At 62.1% G+C, this 17,781-nt stretch carries 18 protein-coding genes and 2 tRNA genes; 14 read left to right on the top strand and 6 right to left on the bottom strand.

The features are described from left to right. Positions 1-216 precede the first annotated feature (216 nt). The 3 genes from DFR34_RS03355 (at position 217) to DFR34_RS03345 (ending at position 4,052) form a co-directional block, all read left to right on the top strand. Positions 217-1,302, top strand: a complete 1,086-nt coding sequence (locus tag DFR34_RS03355) for a TRAP transporter substrate-binding protein (protein ID WP_110389750.1) — start codon at positions 217-219, stop codon at positions 1,300-1,302. A 229-nt stretch (positions 1,303-1,531) separates the two neighbouring features. Further along, positions 1,532-2,155, top strand: coding sequence for a TRAP transporter small permease subunit (locus tag DFR34_RS03350; RefSeq protein ID WP_245906803.1), 624 nt, complete (start codon positions 1,532-1,534; stop codon positions 2,153-2,155). Beyond that, positions 2,148-4,052, top strand: coding sequence for a TRAP transporter large permease (locus DFR34_RS03345; protein ID WP_245906802.1), 1,905 nt, complete (start codon positions 2,148-2,150; stop codon positions 4,050-4,052). Before DFR34_RS03350 ends, DFR34_RS03345 begins: the two co-directional genes overlap by 8 nt. Positions 4,053-4,226: 174 nt before the next feature. Here DFR34_RS03345 and DFR34_RS03340 read toward each other — a convergent pair whose 3' ends face one another. Continuing rightward, entirely contained in the window at positions 4,227-4,871 is a 645-nt protein-coding gene (locus DFR34_RS03340) for a DedA family protein (protein WP_110389749.1), read from the bottom strand. 99 nt (positions 4,872-4,970) lie between these two features. Here DFR34_RS03340 and alr point away from each other — a divergent pair, with 99 nt between their 5' ends. Further along, the gene (gene alr, locus DFR34_RS03335) at positions 4,971-6,044 is read left to right on the top strand and encodes an alanine racemase (RefSeq protein ID WP_110389748.1); all 1,074 of its coding nucleotides are present in this window, start codon (positions 4,971-4,973) and stop codon (positions 6,042-6,044) included. A 126-nt stretch (positions 6,045-6,170) separates the two neighbouring features. On the opposite strand, the gene DFR34_RS03330 is transcribed toward alr, so the two are convergent. Beyond that, positions 6,171-6,494, bottom strand: coding sequence for a hypothetical protein (locus tag DFR34_RS03330; protein WP_110389747.1), 324 nt, complete (start codon positions 6,492-6,494; stop codon positions 6,171-6,173). A 336-nt stretch (positions 6,495-6,830) separates the two neighbouring features. Continuing rightward, entirely contained in the window at positions 6,831-7,169 is a 339-nt protein-coding gene (glnK, locus tag DFR34_RS03325) for a P-II family nitrogen regulator (RefSeq protein WP_110389746.1), read from the bottom strand. A gap of 330 nt (positions 7,170-7,499) precedes the next feature. Here glnK and DFR34_RS03320 point away from each other — a divergent pair, with 330 nt between their 5' ends. The 6 genes from DFR34_RS03320 (at position 7,500) to DFR34_RS03295 (ending at position 12,302) form a co-directional block, all read left to right on the top strand. Beyond that, entirely contained in the window at positions 7,500-7,808 is a 309-nt protein-coding gene (locus tag DFR34_RS03320) for an accessory factor UbiK family protein (protein ID WP_110389745.1), read from the top strand. An 11-nt stretch (positions 7,809-7,819) separates the two neighbouring features. Beyond that, a complete protein-coding gene (locus tag DFR34_RS03315; protein WP_110389744.1) occupies positions 7,820-9,310 on the top strand; it encodes a YifB family Mg chelatase-like AAA ATPase in 1,491 nt (496 codons plus the stop codon). A 149-nt stretch (positions 9,311-9,459) separates the two neighbouring features. Next, positions 9,460-10,344, top strand: a complete 885-nt coding sequence (locus DFR34_RS03310; RefSeq protein ID WP_110389743.1) for an SPOR domain-containing protein — start codon at positions 9,460-9,462, stop codon at positions 10,342-10,344. Between the two features lie 241 nt (positions 10,345-10,585). Beyond that, positions 10,586-11,200 (top strand): thiol:disulfide interchange protein DsbA/DsbL, encoded by a 615-nt coding sequence (locus DFR34_RS03305; RefSeq protein WP_245906801.1) that lies wholly within the window; start codon positions 10,586-10,588, stop codon positions 11,198-11,200. Positions 11,201-11,326: 126 nt separating this feature from the next. Next, a complete protein-coding gene (locus DFR34_RS03300) occupies positions 11,327-12,148 on the top strand; it encodes an undecaprenyl-diphosphate phosphatase (RefSeq protein ID WP_110389742.1) in 822 nt (273 codons plus the stop codon). Between the two features lie 78 nt (positions 12,149-12,226). Continuing rightward, positions 12,227-12,302, top strand: a tRNA-Met gene (locus tag DFR34_RS03295). A 167-nt stretch (positions 12,303-12,469) separates the two neighbouring features. Here the strand turns inward: DFR34_RS03295 and speB are convergent. Next, positions 12,470-13,435 carry an agmatinase gene (gene speB, locus DFR34_RS03290; protein ID WP_110389741.1) on the bottom strand — a complete coding sequence of 322 codons (966 nt, stop codon included), beginning with the start codon at positions 13,433-13,435 and terminating at the stop codon, positions 12,470-12,472. Between the two features lie 536 nt (positions 13,436-13,971). Between speB and DFR34_RS03285 the strand changes: the two genes are divergently transcribed. Both DFR34_RS03285 and DFR34_RS03280 read left to right on the top strand, forming a co-directional pair. Next, the gene (locus DFR34_RS03285; protein ID WP_110389740.1) at positions 13,972-14,310 is read left to right on the top strand and encodes a P-II family nitrogen regulator; all 339 of its coding nucleotides are present in this window, start codon (positions 13,972-13,974) and stop codon (positions 14,308-14,310) included. Between the two features lie 57 nt (positions 14,311-14,367). Beyond that, positions 14,368-15,876: an ammonium transporter gene (locus DFR34_RS03280; protein WP_110389739.1), complete on the top strand. Its 1,509-nt coding sequence runs from the start codon at positions 14,368-14,370 to the stop codon at positions 15,874-15,876. A 131-nt stretch (positions 15,877-16,007) separates the two neighbouring features. Here the strand turns inward: DFR34_RS03280 and DFR34_RS03275 are convergent, their stop codons facing one another. Beyond that, positions 16,008-16,496, bottom strand: a complete 489-nt coding sequence (locus tag DFR34_RS03275; protein WP_110389738.1) for an Lrp/AsnC family transcriptional regulator — start codon at positions 16,494-16,496, stop codon at positions 16,008-16,010. Between the two features lie 148 nt (positions 16,497-16,644). Here DFR34_RS03275 and DFR34_RS16745 point away from each other — a divergent pair, with 148 nt between their 5' ends. Continuing rightward, positions 16,645-17,163, top strand: coding sequence for a hypothetical protein (locus DFR34_RS16745; RefSeq protein WP_146215043.1), 519 nt, complete (start codon positions 16,645-16,647; stop codon positions 17,161-17,163). A gap of 39 nt (positions 17,164-17,202) precedes the next feature. Then, positions 17,203-17,278: transfer RNA gene (locus DFR34_RS03270), tRNA-Phe, on the top strand. Between the two features lie 69 nt (positions 17,279-17,347). Here DFR34_RS03270 and DFR34_RS03265 read toward each other — a convergent pair. Continuing rightward, positions 17,348-17,620: a ribbon-helix-helix domain-containing protein gene (locus tag DFR34_RS03265; protein ID WP_110389737.1), complete on the bottom strand. Its 273-nt coding sequence runs from the start codon at positions 17,618-17,620 to the stop codon at positions 17,348-17,350. Positions 17,621-17,781 lie beyond the last annotated feature (161 nt).

The raw sequence follows: 17,781 nt of genomic DNA, 5'->3' as shown, positions 1-17,781 counted from the left end.
CCTTGCTTGCCTGGAATGGCATCATGCCAATGGCTTTATTGTGGCAGTTTCTTCAAAAGTAAAAAGGTATGACCAATATTGCTGCACTGCATGATGTTGTTTTCCGTGTTTTGCGGTATAGATAAAAGACTGCCTGTGCCGGCTGAAGCCAAAAACTGCCGGACACAGGCGGATAAAAAAATCATCACATGAGAAGTGAACACAAAGGAGAAACTCGTGGAACGTCGCGCCTTTCTGAAACAAGCCGGGGTCGCCGGTCTGGCCGCATCCGCCATCGCCGCGCCGGCGATTGCCGCTGAACCGCAAATCCGCTGGCGGCTGGCGTCCAGCTTCCCGAAAAGCCTGGACACCATTTACGGCGGCGCTGAAGTGCTGGCCGACCGCGTGCGCGAGCTGACCGACGGTAAATTCGACATCCGCGTGTTCGCTGGCGGCGAAATCGTGCCGGGCCTGCAAGTGCTGGACGCAGTCAGCAATGGCACGGTGGAAATCGGCCACACCTGCAGCTATTACTATGTGGGCAAGAACAAGGCGTTTGGCTTTGACACCTCGATGCCGTTTGGCCTGAATTCCCGCCAGCAAAACGCCTGGATGCAGTTTGGCGGCGGCGACAAGCTGATGGCCGAGCTGTTTGACCAATACAAGGTGATTGCCCTGGCTGGCGGCAATACCGGCACGCAGATGGGTGGCTGGTTCCGCAATCCGATCAAAGGCCTGGCCGACCTCAAGGGCCTGAAAATGCGTATCCCCGGCATTGGCGGCGAGCTGATGGCCAAGCTGGGCGCGGTGCCGCAAACCCTGGCCGGCGGCGATATCTACCCGGCGCTGGAAAAAGGCACCATCGACGCCACCGAATGGGTGGGGCCGTACGATGATGAAAAGCTGGGCTTCTTCAAGATCGCCAAAAATTACTACTACCCGGGCTTCTGGGAGCCGGGCCCGCAGATCACCTTCATGATCAACAAAGAGCACTGGGCCAAGCTGCCCAAGGCTTACCAGGCCGCGCTGAAGGCCGCCGCCGCCGAAGCCAACGTCACCATGCAGGCCGAATACGACCACAAAAACCCGCTGGCGCTGGGCCGTCTGCTCAAACAGGGCGTCAAGCTGCAAGCCTATCCGAAGGATGTGATGGTGGCGGCGCAGAAGGCTGCGGAAGAGCTGTATGCCGAAGAATCGGCCAAGAACCCGCTGTTCAAGAAGATCTACGCCTCCTGGCTGCCCTACCGCAACACCCAGTCGCGCTGGTTCAGCGTGGCGGAAGGCACCATGGACCGCTTCACCCAGGCCACTCCGCTGAAGTAAGCCGCCCCCCACTTAGCGCCGCTCACCAAACCCTCCTGGCGTTGTTGCGCGACCTTGCCGCACGGCTGTGCTGCCTGCGGTTGTGCGCCTAGCCAGGATGAGCGGCTCTTCGCGGCCGGCGACCACGCGACCGTCACCCCCGGTCGCGTTGTTGTCTGCGCCGTAGACGGCAGCCGTCGCCCACCCGTGGCGACGCCCCTTTGCACGCTACCCATGAGGTAAGTCATCCATGATTGACGCTGCCCTGAAACTGTCGCGCGTGATCGACGCGGTCAACGACAGAATCGGCCGCTGGAGCATGTGGCTGATTCTGGCCATGACCCTGCTCAGCGCCGGCAATGCGGTCATCCGCAAAGCTTTTGACTATAGCTCCAATGCGCTGCTGGAAGCGCAATGGTATATGTTCTCCGCCGTGTTTCTGCTGTGCGCCGGCCATGCCCTGCTGCACAACGAGCACATCCGCATTGATTTGCTGTCGTCCCGTTACGACCCGCGCACCCGCGCCTGGATGGAGTTGCTGGGCACCCTGGTGTTTTTGTTCCCGGTGGTGGGCCTGGTGCTGTGGCTGGGCGTGCCGTACTTTTTGAATTCACTGCGCGCCGGCGATGTGTCGGCCAACCCCGGCGGGCTGATTTTGTGGCCGGCCAAAATGCTGCTGCCGCTGGGCTTTGCCCTGCTGTGGCTGCAAGGCTTGTCGCAGGCGATCAAGCAGATCGGCTTTTTGTGCGGCGCCAGCCCGGATCCGGCCCACAAGGGCGAAGAAATCAGCGCCGAACAGGCCTTGATTGACGAGCTGCGCCGACGCGAACAAGCCGAAGCCGCCGCCCTGCAGAAAGGAGCGCAACATGGCTAATGTCTCTGCCCCCGCCGCCGCGCCAGTCAGCGGCATGCGCTTTATGCCCTGGGTGTTTGCCTTTTTGTCGGTATTGATCCTTGCCCTGGTTGGCTCGGCGCTGATGGGCGCGTCCATCAGCGACGTGCTGGGCCACGACAGCGCCGCGCATCATTTTTTGGCGGAAAACCTGGCGCCGGTGATGTTTGCCTCGATGGTGATTTTTTTGCTGCTGGGCTACCCGGTGGCGTTTGCCCTGGCCGCCAACGGCATTGTGTTTGGCCTGCTGGGCATCGACCTGGGCCTGTTACAGCCCTCGCTGTTCAACGCCATGCCCGACCGCATCTGGGGGGTGATGAATAACGACACCCTGCTGGCGATTCCGTTCTTCACCTTCATGGGTCTGGTGCTGGAGCGCAGCGGCATGGCCGAAGACTTGCTGGACACCGTCGGCCAGATTTTCGGGCCGATTCGCGGCGGCATTGCCTATGCGGTGATTCTGGTGGGCGCCATGCTGGCGGCCACCACGGGCGTGGTGGCGGCGAGTGTGATTTCGATGGGGCTGATTTCCATGCCCATCATGCTGCGCTATGGCTACGACCGCCGGCTGGCCTCGGGTGTAATTGCCGCTTCAGGCACCCTGGCGCAGATCATTCCGCCCTCGCTGGTGCTGATTGTGATGGCCGACCAGCTGGGCCGCTCGGTGGGCGATTTGTACAAGGGTGCGTTTATTCCGGGCTTTATCCTGACGGCTTTGTACGCTGTGTATGTGTTTGCCTGCACCATGTTCCGCCCGGAGTCGGCGCCGGCCTTGCCGCCCGAAGCGCGCTCGCTGCGCGAGTCCAATGGCGCGTCGGGCAACCGCTCGCTGGGCGTGCTCACCCTGATCGCCGTGGCTGCTGGCGTGCTGTTCGCCAAGCAATACCCGGAAAACCACCCGCTGGACGAAACCATTGTGGTGTCCATCATGGTTGGCATTGGCGTGGCCTTTGTGCTGGCGCTGATCAACCGTCAGTTCAAGCTGGGCCTGCTGTCGCAGATCGCCGAAAAAACCACCTTTGTGCTGATTCCGCCGCTGGGGCTGATTTTTCTGGTGCTGGGCACGATTTTTGTGGGCATCGCCACCCCCACCGAAGGCGGCGCCATGGGTGCCACGGGGGCCATCATCATGGCCTTGTCGCGCAAGCGGCTGGATTTGGCGCTGCTCAAGCAGGCGATGTACAGCACCGCCAAGCTGACCACCTTTGTGCTGTTCATCCTGGTGGGCGCGCGGGTGTTCAGCCTGACCTTCTACGGCGTGGATGGCCATGTCTGGGTGGAGCATCTGCTGCACGACCTGCCGGGCGGCCAGATCGGCTTTTCGATTGTGGTCAACCTGCTGGTGTTCGGCCTGGCCTTCTTCCTCGACTTTTTCGAGCTGGCCTTTATCGTGGTGCCCTTGCTGGCCCCGGTGGCGGAAAAACTCGGCATTGACCTGGTGTGGTTTGGCGTCTTGCTGGCGGTGAATATGCAAACCTCGTTCATGCACCCGCCGTTTGGCTTTGCGCTGTTTTACCTGCGCAGTGTGGCCGCCACCAAGGACTACACCGACAAGGTCACCGGCAAGCTGATCGAGCGGGTGAAATCCAGCCAGATTTACTGGGGCGCAGTGCCGTTTGTGCTGATTCAGCTGGCGATGGTGGCCATGCTGATTGCCTTCCCCAATCTGGTCACCATGGGCCTGGACAAGGCGGTGGACACCAGCGGCGCCGAGCTGACGCAAGAGCTGCAAATCACCCCGGACGCCAATGACGACGCCCTGCCGCCGCCAGTGATGGAAGGCGAAGCGCCAGCGGCGCCCGCGGCTGGCGAAGAGCCCACCCCGGCGTTCAACGCCAGTGATTTTGCCGGTGATGGCAAGGATGCCGGCAAGCCGTAATCTGGCTAAGCGACTGGCTAATGGTGTGAAAAAGCCCTGCATTGTTACCCGATGCAGGGCTTTGCTGTGTAAAACGGGAGCGCAAACCTCAGTGGTAGAAGTTGTCGCCAGCGGACACTGTCGGCGCAAGGCGACCGTCAGTGCCAGATGCGGGCTGGCAGCCAAGACGGGGGTTTACTCCCGCCCCGCCACCCGGCGCAATTCACAGGCGCGGGCTTTGCGCCGGCGCTGAATCCACCAATAGCTGGCCGCCAGCACGGCGCCCAGGCCAATCAGCACCAGAATGCCGGCCTGGCCACGGTGCACCCAGGTCATCAGCCAATCGCGGTTGGAGGCGCCAAAAAAGCCCAGATACACCCATACCGGCACGCTGATCAGCGCGGCCAGGCCGTCCATCAGCAAAAAGCGCCAGAACGGCACCTTGCGGGTGAGCCCGGCGGTGAGAAAAATCGGCGAGCGCAGGCCCGGCAGAAAACGGGCGACAAACAGCACCCATACCCCGTACTTTTCAAATTTTTCCTGCACGGCGACAAAGCGTTCCGGCGTCAGCGCTCTGGCGATAAAAGGCAGTTTCAGCACGGACTTGCCGTACACCCGGCCAATGGTGAACATGGTGGCGTCGCCCACCAGCACGCCGGCCATGCCGACGGCGAACATCGTATGCACATGAGTGTAGCCCAGGCCAGAGATCACCCCGCCGGCCACCAGGGTGATGTCCTCCGGGATCGGCACGCCAAAACCACAGATCAGCAGCACGAAAAATACGGCGAAATAACCATATCCAGTGAAAAAGTCGATAAGTACTTGCAAAATGTCCATTTGACGTCCTCGGGCGCGTCAGGGGCGCTCCCGCTGGCGGTGAGTGTACTCCAAGCGGCGTATAATGGCCCACTCCTGATGTGAATTCCCCGCACGCTCATGACCCGTCCGATTCAAGCCCGCATCCATATGGATGCCCTCGCCCACAATTATTCCGTGGCCAAGCAACTTGCCCCGCGCAGCCAGGCGCTGGCGGTGATCAAGGCCGATGGCTATGGCCATGGCTACGCCCGCGTGGTGCGCGCCCTGCCGCATGCTGACGGCTTTGCCATGCTCAACCTGGAAAACGCCATTGCCTTGCGCGAGTCGGGAGAAATCCGACCGCTGATGATGCTGGAAGGTTTCTTTGATCGCGAAGAACTGCTGGCCTGCGCCGAACACGACATCTGGACCTCGGTGCACAGCGAGCATCAGCTGGCGCTGCTGGAGTCCACCCCACTGCCGCGCCCGCTCAGCGTCTGGCTCAAGCTCAACACTGGCATGAACCGGCTGGGTTTCCGCCCGGAAGCCGCGCTGGCCATGGCCCAGCGCCTGCGCGCCTTGCCCCAGGTGCGCCTGAGCGCACTGATGACCCACTTTGCCACCGCCGATGACGAGCGCGGCATTGCCGGCCAGATGGCGCGTTTTCAGCCGGTGGCGGCCGAGCTGGGCCTGCCGGTCAGCGTGGCCAATTCGGCAGCGATTTTGCGCCACGACTCAGCCCGCGCCGAATTCATTCGCCCCGGCATCATGCTGTACGGCTGCTCGCCGTTTGCCGGCGAAACCGGCGAACAGCTGGGCCTGCGCCCGACCATGACGCTGGAGGCTGACATTATTGGCGTGCAAACGCTGCAAGCCGGTGACGAGGTGGGCTATGGCGCGCGCTTTACCGCGCCAGGGCCGATGCGCATTGGCGTGGTGGCCTGTGGTTACGCCGATGGCTACCCGCGCATTGTGCCCTCGGGCACGCCGGTGCGGGTGGATGGCCAGGCCAGCGGCACGGTGGGCCGGGTGTCGATGGATATGCTGGCGGTGGACCTCACCCACCTGCCTGCCGCCGGCATCGGCAGCAAGGTGGTGTTGTGGGGTGAGGGCGTGGCGATTGAAACGGTGGCGGATGCCGCCGGCACGATTGGCTATGAATTGATGTGTGCGGTGGCGCCGCGCGTGCCGCTGGTGGAAGTAGGCATTTGATCGCTGCCGGCGCGGCGTAGAGCGGCTAACAACACTCAGCGCAGCGATCCTGGCTAGGCGCGCGACCGCAGACAGTACGGGTAGTACGGCAAGGTCGGGCAACAAGGCCAGGAGGGTTAGCCGCTCTTAATAGCCGCGCTGCAACTGCAAGGCCCGCCACCATCCCCCAGACGCGCCATGGCTGGCTTCCGCCGCGCGGCGCGGCGATACCGCCGGCTGGCGGACTTCCACTTCGGCGCTGGGCGGCATATGCATATGCTGGGCAATCTTGCGGCCCAGCTCGCGGATGTCGTCTTCGTCACAGTGCGCAGCCAGGTCCAGCACATGGCGGGCGTAGCGGGCGTCCTCGTTCATCCATTTCAGGTCAATCACCCGGCAGTGGGTGCGGCGCAGCTCCAGAAACAGCCGGCTTTGCAAAATGGCCAGTTCGCGGTCTCGACTTCCCATCATGATGTGTCTCCTTGCTTGGGCAGCATGGCTGAACTGTGCCGGAAGGCGGCAAGGACACACGCTGCGTGGATGTCCATGGCTCAGCAGGTTTCATGCCTGCGAGTAAAAATCCAGCAAAAAGCGGCAAAAATACATAAAAATCTGGCTATATCCGGCAAAAACGGATTGATTAGATGGCCATGTGTTGGTCGCGCTGGCGCAGAGCCGCCAATTGCTGGGGCCTGGGTGTCGCGATGTGTGCACCACGCCAGACGCCGCCAATATGCAACACGCCCTGGCGGCAGGGTTGCCGTCAGGGCGTGTGTGGGTGGGTGTGACTGCGCTTAAAAGGCGCTGTTACACCGCTTCCGGGCCGGTTTCGCCGGTGCGGATGCGCACCACTTGTTCCAGCTCGAACACAAAAATCTTGCCGTCGCCGATTTTGCCGGTGTGGGCGGATTTCTCGATGGCTTCCAGCACCTGGTCGAGCAGTTCATCCTTGATGGCCACGTCGATTTTCACCTTGGGCAGAAAGTCCACCACATATTCGGCGCCACGATACAGCTCGGTGTGGCCTTTTTGACGACCAAAGCCTTTGACTTCGGTGACGGTCACCCCTTGCACGCCGATCGTCGACAGGGCTTCGCGCACCTCGTCGAGTTTGAACGGCTTGATGACGGCGGATACCAGTTTCATACAAGCTCCTTGATGGTTGAATGTTGGATGGGGCCGCAACGCTGCGCCCAATGGCGTGCTGGCGAACTTGCATAATTCGTGCCATGCTGCAAAACGTCCGCCGATGGGGTTTGGGCGCCAGCGCGGCGCAGTCATGCACCGCAGACAGGCAAAGCCGTGCACTGCAATAGTGCATGCTGTTTGGCTGAAACCTGCCGCGCAGGCATTCAGTTGTCAGCCGCAGCGCGCCGGCTTTTGCTACACTGCTATCCAGATACTCATACGGCGTGAACCTGCGCGCCGCCACGGCGGTCTATCACGCTGCCGCCCAACCGCATCAAGGAGTCAGCCATGCTGAGCCAAAAACTGTTCGACGAAATCAGCGCCAAGATTGGCGACACCCTGGCCTCCAGCCCGGCCAAGGATCTGGAAAAAAACCTGCGCAGCCTGATGGGCTCGGCCTTCACCAAGCTGGATCTGGTCACCCGCGAAGAATTCGACGTGCAGCAAGAAGTGCTGGCGCGTACCCGCGAAAAACTGGAACAGCTGGAAGCCCGTCTGGCCAAGCTGGAAGCGCTGGTGCTGCCGGCCGAGCCGGCAGCCGAAGCCGCCGCGGCGGTAGAAGCCGAGGCGGAACAAGCCGCTCAGGGCCACTCCTAAGACGCCCCGCCGTGTCGCTGGCGCGGATCACCAGCCGGGCCCTGGCCGGAACGGACGCCCCGGAAGTCACCGTGGAAGTCCATCTGGCCAACGGCCTGCCCTCGCTGACCTTGGTCGGCCTGCCCGACACCGAAGTCAAGGAAAGCCGCGAGCGCGTGCGCGCGGCGATACAGCTGGCGGGGTTTGAGTTTCCCAACCGCCGCGTCACCATCAATCTGGCGCCCGCAGACCTGCCCAAGGACTCCGGGCGCTTTGATTTGCCGATTGCCCTGGGCATTCTGGCCGCCTCGGGCCAACTGAGCGCCCAGCATCTGGCCCGCCATGAGTTTGTCGGCGAGCTGGCGTTGAATGGCGAGTTGCGGCCAATACGCGGCGCGCTGTTGATGGCCATGGCCGCCACCCGCGCCGGGCGCACGCTGGTGCTGCCGCGCGCCAGCGCGGGCGAGGCGGCGCTGTGGCCGCAGGCCTCGCTGGCGCAGGCCGACAGCCTGCAAGCAGTGTGCGCCATGCTCAATGGCCAGGCCCGGCTGGAGGCGCCCGAGCCGCCGCCGCCGGCGCTGGCGCCGGACTACCCCGACCTGAGTGACCTGAAAGGCCAGCTGACGGCGCGGCGCGCGCTGGAAATCGCCGCCGCCGGCCGCCACAGCCTGCTGCTGTCCGGCCCGCCAGGCACCGGCAAATCCATGCTGGCCACCCGCTTGCCCGGCATTCTACCGGCGATGAGCGAGACCGAAGCGCTGGAAGTGGCCAGCGTGCGCTCGCTGGCCAGCGGCGGGCTGGACCCGACACAATTCTGGACTCGCCCTTATCGTGCGCCGCATCATTCTGCCTCGGCGGCGGCGCTGGTCGGCGGCGGCGGCCAGCCGCGTCCGGGCGAGGTGTCGCTGGCCCTGCATGGCGTGTTGTTTCTGGATGAACTGCCCGAGTTCGAGCGCAAAACGCTGGACATGCTGCGCGAGCCGTTGGAAACCGGCCGGGTAACCATTTCGCGTGCGGCGCGTCAGGTGGATTTCCCGGCGCGCTTTCAGCTGGTGGCGGCGATGAACCCCTGCCCCTGCGGCTATCACGGCCACCCTTCCGGGCGTTGCCGCTGCACGCCAGAGCAAATCAGCCGCTATCGCGGCAAAATATCCGGTCCATTGCTGGACCGCATCGACATGCGGGTGGAAGTGCCCAGCCTGCCGGCGCAAGATTTACTGCGCGCCGCGCCCGGCGAGCCCAGCGCGCGGGTGCGCGAGCGGGTAGAGACGGCTTTCTCCATCCAGCTGGCGCGCCAGGGGGTGGCCAATGCCTTGCTGGACGGCGCCACGCTGGACGACATCGCCCGCCCGGACGCCGAAGGCGCGGCCCTGGCGGCGCAGGCCATCGAGCGCTTTCATTTATCTGGCCGCGCCTACCATCGCATCCTGCGGCTGGCGCGCACCATCGCTGACCTGGAAGCCAGCGCGGCGGTCAACGCCCGCCATATTGCCGAAGCCATTCAATACCGTCGTGGCTTGTAGTCACGCCCCTCCCGGCTGATATAATCGCAGCGCGCCGTGTTCCGCATTGCCGGAACCACGGCCCTTCCCTGCCGCCACCGACAGGAGAAGAGTGGGCCAGCGCTGCGCGCTGGCCATGAACTCACCTGATAGAAAGACGCGCCAGCAGCATGTCCCGTGATTACAAAAACAGCACTCGGCCACCGCGTGGTGGCAATGGCGCCAGCCGAGGCGCGCCAGCGCCGCGCACGCCAACATCCACGTCAGCCAAAAAATCATCCGGCAATGGCAAGGGCGTGGTCGCCGGGGTGCTGATTGGCCTGCTGGTGGGGGTAGGGGGCGCTGCGGGGGTGGCGTTCTACCTGAATCGCGCCAATACCCCATTTGCCCCGCGCGACGCCAAACCCGCCAAGGAAGAAGCCTCGGATATGGTATCGCTGCCGGCGCAGCCAGCCAGACCGGCCCCCCCGCCAGGCCCGGCTACGCTGGAGCCTGGCGCACCCGGTAGCCGCGCACCGGATCTGGCTGCCAACCTGCCTACCAATCCTTTGCTGGATACGCCACCGGCCAGCCCGCCACCTGCAGCGCCGCCTGCCGCTGCGCCGCAACCGTCCCAGGCTCCGGCAGAAGACAAGCCCGCCAGACCGGGCAAGGCCGATGCCAAACCGGATGCTCCGCAGACGCCGGCAGAAAAACACGCCAAGGCCGAGCCGCCGCAGTATGACTTTTACAAGATTCTGCCGGGTAATGCGCCGCCGCCAGCCCCGCAGGAAAAACCCGCCACCGATCCGGCCAAAGACAAAGAGGCCGCTGACAAGGGCAAAAAGATTTACCTGCAAGTGGGCGCCTATCAAAAAGAAGTGGACGCCGACAATATGAAAGCCAAATTGGCGCTGCTGGGGGTCGAGGCCAATATCCAGTCGGTCAACAGCTCGGACAAGGGTTTGCTGCATCGGGTGCGCATCGGCCCGCTGACCCGCTCGGAAGATGTCGAGCGCCTGCGCGGCCAGTTGAAGGCCAATGGATTGAACCCGACGCCGGTGAAGGCAGACTAAGAACGGCTCACAAAACCCTCCTGGTGTTGTTGCCCGACTTTGCCGTACTTGTTTACTGTCTGCGGTCGCGCGCCTGGCCAGGATCGCTTCGCTGAGTTTTGTGAGCCGCGCTAAACGCCGCGAACAGAACCCTTCGGGCATCGTTGCGCTGCCCTGCGGCAGCGCGCCTTGCGGCAAGTGTGAGCGTAGCGCTCCGAAGGCTGTCTTTGGGGCATGACCGAATCCAGAAATTGAAGGAAACATGATGCTGAAAAAATGGTGGGCAGCCCTGTTGCTGCTGGTGTCCGCCGTGGCCATGGCGGATATCCAGCCCGGCCGCGATTATGTCGAACTGCGCGCCCCGCAACCAAGCGGTGCGCCAGCCGGCAAGGTGGAAGTGATCGAGTTTTTCTCGTACACCTGCATTCATTGCTACCGGCTGGAGCCGGCAGTGGAAAGCTGGGCAGCCAAGTTGCCGGCGCATGTGAGCTTCCGCCGCGAGCAGATTGTGTGGAGCAAGGAAATGGAGCCGCTGGCTCGCCTGTTTGCCACCCAGCGCCAGATGGGCTTGCTGGACAAGCTGCACAAGCCGGTGTTTGACGCGATGATGCGCGACAAGCAAAACCTGGCCGATGAAAAACTGCTGACCCCGTTCCTGAAGGCGCAAGGCGTGGACGCCAATGCGTTCTTGCAAACCAGCAAATCTTTCGGCATGGCCAGCCAGGTGTCGCGCGCGGCCAAGATGACCCGCGATTATCAGATTGAAGGCACGCCCACCTTTGTGGTGGCCGGCCGCTACGCCACCATGGCCGCAGAGCCCACCCGCCTGCTGCAGGTGGTGGATGAGCTGATCGCCAAGGCCAAAAACGGCCGTTGATCTCTTGCACACGGGCCGCTTTTGCGGCCCGTGTGCTTGTGCATGGCGCCGCCTGTCACCAGGCTGGCGCACCGTTTTTTTACTTTCGCGCATTCATCCGCAGCACGCGCGCCCGGAAAGCCACTGATGGACATCCTGTTGTTGTGCAAGGCCCTGATCATGGGCATCGTTGAAGGCATTACCGAGTTTTTTCCGATTTCCAGTACGGGCCATTTGATTCTGGCTGGCGATTTGATCAACTTTGACGATGGCAAGGGCAAGGTATTCGAAGTGGTGATTCAGCTGGGGGCGATTCTGGCGGTGTGCTGGGAATACCGTGCGCGCATCGCCGCGCTGGCCAGCGGCGTGCGCCGCGACCCTGTCGCCCTGCGCTTTGTGGTGGGCCTGGGCCTGGCCTTTTTGCCGGCCGCAGTGATTGGCGTGCTGACCATCAAGACCATCAAGTTTTATCTGTTCAACGCCGTCTCGGTGGCGGTGGCGCTGGTGGTTGGGGGGCTGGTGATTTTGTGGGTGGAGTCGCGCCCGCAAAAGCCGCGCATTACCCGCGTGGACGATATGCGCCTGCGCGACGCGCTGAAAGTGGGCTTTGCTCAGGTGTTGTCGCTGATTCCTGGCGTGTCGCGCTCGGGCTCGACCATCATCGGCGGCATGCTGTTTGGCCTGGACCGTAAGGTGGCCACCGAGTTTTCGTTCTTTCTGGCCATTCCCATCATGTTCGCTGCCACGGCTTACGATGTGCTCAAGCACTGGCAGGCGTTTTCCATGGCCGATGTGCCGGTGTTTGGCGTGGGCTTTGTCGCGGCGTTTCTGTCGGCGTTTCTGGCGGTGCGCGGCCTGCTGCGCTTTGTCGCCACCCACACCTTTGTGGTGTTTGCCTGGTATCGCATTGTGTTTGGCCTGCTGATTTTGCTGACCTGGAAGATGGGCTGGGTGAGCTGGACGGCGTGATGGCGCGAGCCGTCCTCTTGCAGCGCAACAAAAACCCTTGACAGCCTGAATAGCCCTGCGTATAGTTCACCTCTCTGACGCGGGGTGGAGCAGTTGGCAGCTCGTCGGGCTCATAACCCGAAGGTCACAGGTTCGAGTCCTGTCCCCGCAACCAAATTCAAAAACGCCCTCGGCTGATGCCGGGGGCGTTTTTCTTTGCGCGCTTGAAAAAACCCGCGCGACATCAGCAAACAGCCTCTTGCGCCAAAAACCCTCCTGAGCCGACATGCGCCGCTCATGCGAGCGCCACACAGGTCGCCAGGAGGGTTTTGTTGGCCGCTCTTAGCCTTGGCGCGCCAGCTTCTGGTTGCGCAGCAGGCACAGCATGTCACAGGCAATGTGTGCGGCGGCAATCGCAGTGATTTCGCTCTGGTCGTAGCTGGGCGCCACTTCCACCACGTCCATGCCGACAATATTCAGCCCACCCAGATTGCGCACAATCTTCAGCGCCTGCGCGCTGGACAGCCCACCCGGCACGGGGGTGCCGGTGCCGGGGGCGGCGGACGGGTCAAGACAGTCGATGTCGAACGTCACATACACCGGGTGGTCGCCAATCACCCGCGTGATTTCCGCCAAGACGGCCTCGGGGCCGTGGTCGTGCACCCACGGTGCATCCAGCACCTTCACCCCCATGAAATCATCATTCCAGGTGCGAATGCCCACTTGCACAGACTTGGCCGGGTCAATCAGCCCATCCTTGATGGCCTTGTAAAACATGGTGCCGTGGTTAAGCGAATCCGGCGAGTCGTCCGGCCAGGTGTCGCAGTGGGCGTCAAAGTGCAGCAGGGCCAGCGGTTTGCCGTATTTTTCGGCGTGCGCAATCAGCAGCGGATAGGTGATGAAGTGGTCGCCGCCCAGGGTGAGCATCTTGGCGCCGCTGGCCAGAATGGTGCGCGCGTGCTCAACAATCGTCGGCTTGATGCTCAGCGGGTTGTGCGCGTCAAACCAGCAATCGCCGTAATCAATCACTGCAAGGTCGTCAAACGGATCAAACCCCCACGGGTAGGGCTTGAGCTCGGCCAGTTGCACGCTGGCGGCGCGGATGGCCTGCGGGCCCAGCCGCGCGCCCGAGCGGAAGGTGGTGGATAAATCCAGCGGCACGCCAGACACCACCACGTCCACGCCGTTCAGCTCGCGGCTGTAAGTGCGGCGCATGAACGACAGCACGCCGGCGTAGGTGTTTTCAATCGAAGAGCCATACAGGCCCGGACGGCGGATGGCGCCGTCGCCGTAAATCATTTCACTCATCTTGCTGCTCCACACGAGAGCACGCCCCGGCCGTCTGGCCGCGACGATTCCCGTCCATCTTGCCCAGCCGACGGGTTGAGGCTGGCGCGCCCACGCGGCGCGTGACGGCAAGTGTGCCGCGCGGCGATTTGATCGGCAAGCGTGCATGCAGCCGCGCCATTTTGGTGCTTGACTGACTTCAGGCGCGATTGTGGGGCACACGCCGTGTGCGCAGACCAAATCAGCCAGCGCGTGTCGCCGCCGGGCCGCGTGGCGCGCGCGCTGTCAGCGGGCCAATTGCGCCAAGGCAGTGCATGCCAAAGCTGGGTTTGCCAGGGGTTTTTATGACTAAATGCTGAAAAAACCAGAATAAATCACGCATAAGCCCCTGAAAACACACAAAGCCCAGTCTAGGGCTTTTGATGCTTGGCACACCTTGTGCTTTTAGCTGTGCAGAAATTCAGACATTACGCAGCGCACAAAAACAAGCGGCTGACTCACCCGCACAGGGCGGCAGCCGGTACAGCAAAAACACGTGAGAAATGCAGAGGTGAAACATGAAATGGATCAGCGCGATCATCAAGCCTTTCAAGCTCGATGAAGTGCGTGTGGCGCTGGAGGACATCGGCGTGCGCGGACTGACCGTCACCGAGGTCAAGGGCTTTGGTCGCCAGAAGGGCCACACGGAAATCTATCGTGGCGCGGAATATCAGGTGAGTTTTTTGCCTAAAACCCGCATCGACATTGCCGTGCGCAACGATCAACTGGACGCCGCCCTGGCCGCCATCGAAAAAGCGGCCGCCACCGGCAAGATGGGCGACGGCAAGATTTTTGTTCTGGATTTGCAACAAGTCATCCGCATCCGCACCGGCGAGTCCGGCGAAGATGCCCTGTAATTGAGCGCCGGCCCATCCGGGCGGCTCGCCGTTTTTCAAACCTAAGGAGAAAGTGGCATGAGACGTGTTCTGGCCATGGTGAGCTTGTTGTTCACCTTTCTGTTCGTGATGCCCAGCTGGGCGGAAGATGCGCCGGCAGCCGCCGCCGCTGTGACTCAAGCCGCGCCGGCGGCTGACGCCCCGGCCGTAGCGCCGGCAGCCCCTGCGGCCGCTGTGGCTGCCGCTCCGGCTGCGGATGCCGCGGCTGCCCCGGCTCCGGTTGCCAACAAGGGCGACACCGCCTGGATGCTGGCCTCCACCCTCCTGGTGCTGCTGATGGCCGCACCTGGCCTGGGTCTGTTCTACGGTGGCCTGGTGCGCACCAAGAACATGCTGTCCATCCTGATGCAAAGCCTGGTGGTGTTCTGCCTGCTGGGCGTGCTGTGGGCAGCGTACGGCTATAGCCTGGCGTTTACCGAGGGCAATGCCTTCTTCGGCAGCCTGGACAAGCTGTTCCTGAAGGGCGTGACCGTGGATTCCGTCGCCGCTACCTTCAGCAAGGGCGTGGTGATTCCGGAATACGTGTACATCGCCTTCCAGCTGACCTTTGCCGGCCTGACTTCCGCGCTGATCATCGGCGGCTTTGCCGAGCGCATCAAGTTCTCCGCCGTGCTGGCCTTTGTGGTGGTGTGGTTCACCTTCTCCTACCTGCCGCTGGCACACATGGTGTGGTACTGGGCCGGTCCTGACGCTTACACCACGGCCGAAGCTGGCGCCAAGGCTGGTGAAACCGCAGGCTTCCTGTTCCAGAAGGGCGCGCTGGACTTCGCTGGCGGCACCGTGGTGCACATCAACGCCGGTGTGGCAGCCCTGGTTGGCGCACTGATCATCGGCAAGCGCGTGGGCTACGGCCGCGAATCCATGGCCCCGCACAGCCTGACCATGACCATGGTCGGCGGCGCGATGCTGTGGGTGGGCTGGTTTGGCTTTAACGCCGGCTCCAACCTCGAAGCCACCGGCACCGCCGCACTGGCCATGATCAACACCATGCTGGCCACCTGCGCCGCCACCGTGTCGTGGACTCTGGTCGAATGGCTGATCAAGGGCAAGCCGTCCATGCTGGGCGCGATTTCCGGCACCATCGCCGGCCTGGTGGTGATCACCCCGGCTTGCGGCTTCGTCGGCCCGATGGGCAGCATCATCATGGGTCTGCTGGGCGGCATGGTGTGCTACTGGGGTGTGAACGGCCTCAAGCGCATGCTGGGTGTGGATGACTCGCTGGATGTGTTCGGCGTGCACGGCGTGGGCGGCATCCTGGGCGCTCTGCTGACTGGCGTGTTTGCTGCGCCGAGCCTGGGCGGCACCGGTGTGTACGACTACGTGGCCAACGCCGTGGGCGAATACGACATGGTGGCGCAAGTGACCTCGCAAGCCTGGGGTGTTGGCGTGGCCATCATCTGGTCGGCTGTGGTGTCCTTCGTGGCCTTCAAGCTGATCGACCTGACCATCGGTCTGCGTGTCAGCGAAGAGCAAGAACGTGAAGGTCTGGACATCACCACCCACGGTGAAACCGCCTACCATCACTGATCCTGAACCCCCGGCGTTTGCCGGGCGGCACAGAACACAAAAGGCGCCTTGCGGCGCCTTTTGTGTTTTCTGGCTATTGCTGGCCAGGCGTCCCTCCCGAATCCGGCGGGCGGGGGCCTAGCCAGCCCCGCTCAGCGCGGCGCGCCCAACTGGTGCAAGGGCAGCGCCGTGGTGCGCTTGACGTCGGTCAGCACAAAGCTGGAGCGCAGGTCTTCCACGCCGGGGTGGGTGAGCAATTCGCCCATGACAAAGCGGGAAAAATGATCCAGATCCTCGCAATACACATGCAGCATGTAATCCATATCGCCCGTCAGCGCATAGCAGGCAATCACTTCCGGCCAGCGCTGCACCGCCTGCAAAAAGCTTTGCATATGCACGCTGCCGCGCTTTTCCAGCGCGACATTGACAAAAGCCTGCAAGCCCAGTCCCAGGCGGGCGGGGTCCAGCAGGGCGACATAACGCTTGATGATGCCCGACTCTTCCAGATGCTTCAGACGGCGCAGGCAAGGCGAGGGCGACAGTGCCACGGCATCGGCCAGCTCCACATTGGTCAGCCGGCCGTTTTGCTGCAAGGCGGCCAGAATTTTGATATCGGTTTTATCCAGGTCGAGGTGAGGCATGGTATTGCTTACTCCAGTGTGTATCAGGGCCGGCGGCAGAATCGGCCATATCATTGTTGTCTTGGCGTCGAGCCTGGCGCCAATGGCAATGGGCGCCTGCGGACTGGGCGAGCTTGCAAAATTCATTCCTGCCTGGCAGGAATTTTAAGTGAATCTACGAGTCATCGGCCATGATTCATGGAAAAACCCTGGCCAAACATGCTGGCTGTTGCGTGATGGCCGCAGTTTTTGGCAGAAAATGCATCGCCATAATTTTTTGGCATATATCGAACAGCCAGGACTCCCCCTCCTTGGCTCACCCAAAATCGACGGATATCCGCACAAGAAACTTGTTCAGTTTCAATGCTTTGCAAGCATAAAAAGCCAAGCTTTCAATTTGCTTTCAGTCCAATTGAACGCACGATTGACAGAAAATGGCCGGGTGTGGGGGCGGAAAATATGGATAAGCAGCATATTGCCGGGGGAATCCACTGACTTTGTCGGGCTGGGCGCACAAGTGGCCGAAATTGGCCATCGCCACGCAATTCCCTGCTTACGCCAGCGCTGCAAGACAAACAGAACGAACCCCATTCGCAATTTTTCAGCGTCTGGCGAGCAAGTGTGTGATTTACCAACAAAAATCTGCTCCACTTGTGTTGCATGCAGATTTTTTGCAAAAACCACTTGACCCATCCGGCGAAATCCGGTTTAATACGCATCTCTTGAGGGCCAGTTAGCTCAGTTGGTAGAGCAGCGGATTGAAAATCCGCGTGTCCGTGGTTCGATTCCGCGACTGGCCACCAGAATTCAAACCCCCGCATGCTTGCATGCGGGGGTTTTCGTTTTGTCTGACCGTCTGAAGCAAGCTGACCTCAGGCCGGCACGCTGCGCGCTTGCAGATGTACCCCGCACGCCACCCGTAATAAAGATGTGAAATTGCGCACTTCACCATGCCGCCTGAGCACTTCGTCGTAAAGGGTGGCGATGAATTGCGGCGTACTCATGCCCTGCTCAGCCGACAAGGCATCCAGCACTTCCCAAAAATACTGTTCCAGCGACAGGCTGGTGACAAAGCCGCGCAGCCGCAAAGAACGACGCACGCTGGCGTAACGACGCGGATCCTGCCCGGAAAACAATTCGCACATGTACTTCTCCTTCTGACTGAATCCATACTCATGTAGTACATCGCTACTACCAGGTTGCGCGACCGAGTGGCTACAGTGAAAGGCAGCGGGTAACCGCCTTCATTGGGGGCTGCGCACCTCTACTTGACTGATGCGAGCGCACGGCCGGTGGTGAGCAGTGA

The sequence above is a fragment of the Rivihabitans pingtungensis genome (assembly GCF_003201855.1).
GTDB classification, from domain to species: domain Bacteria; phylum Pseudomonadota; class Gammaproteobacteria; order Burkholderiales; family Aquaspirillaceae; genus Rivihabitans; species Rivihabitans pingtungensis.
Note: the sequence above shows the minus strand (reverse complement) of the source record. Positions and strands in the feature narration are given on the sequence as shown.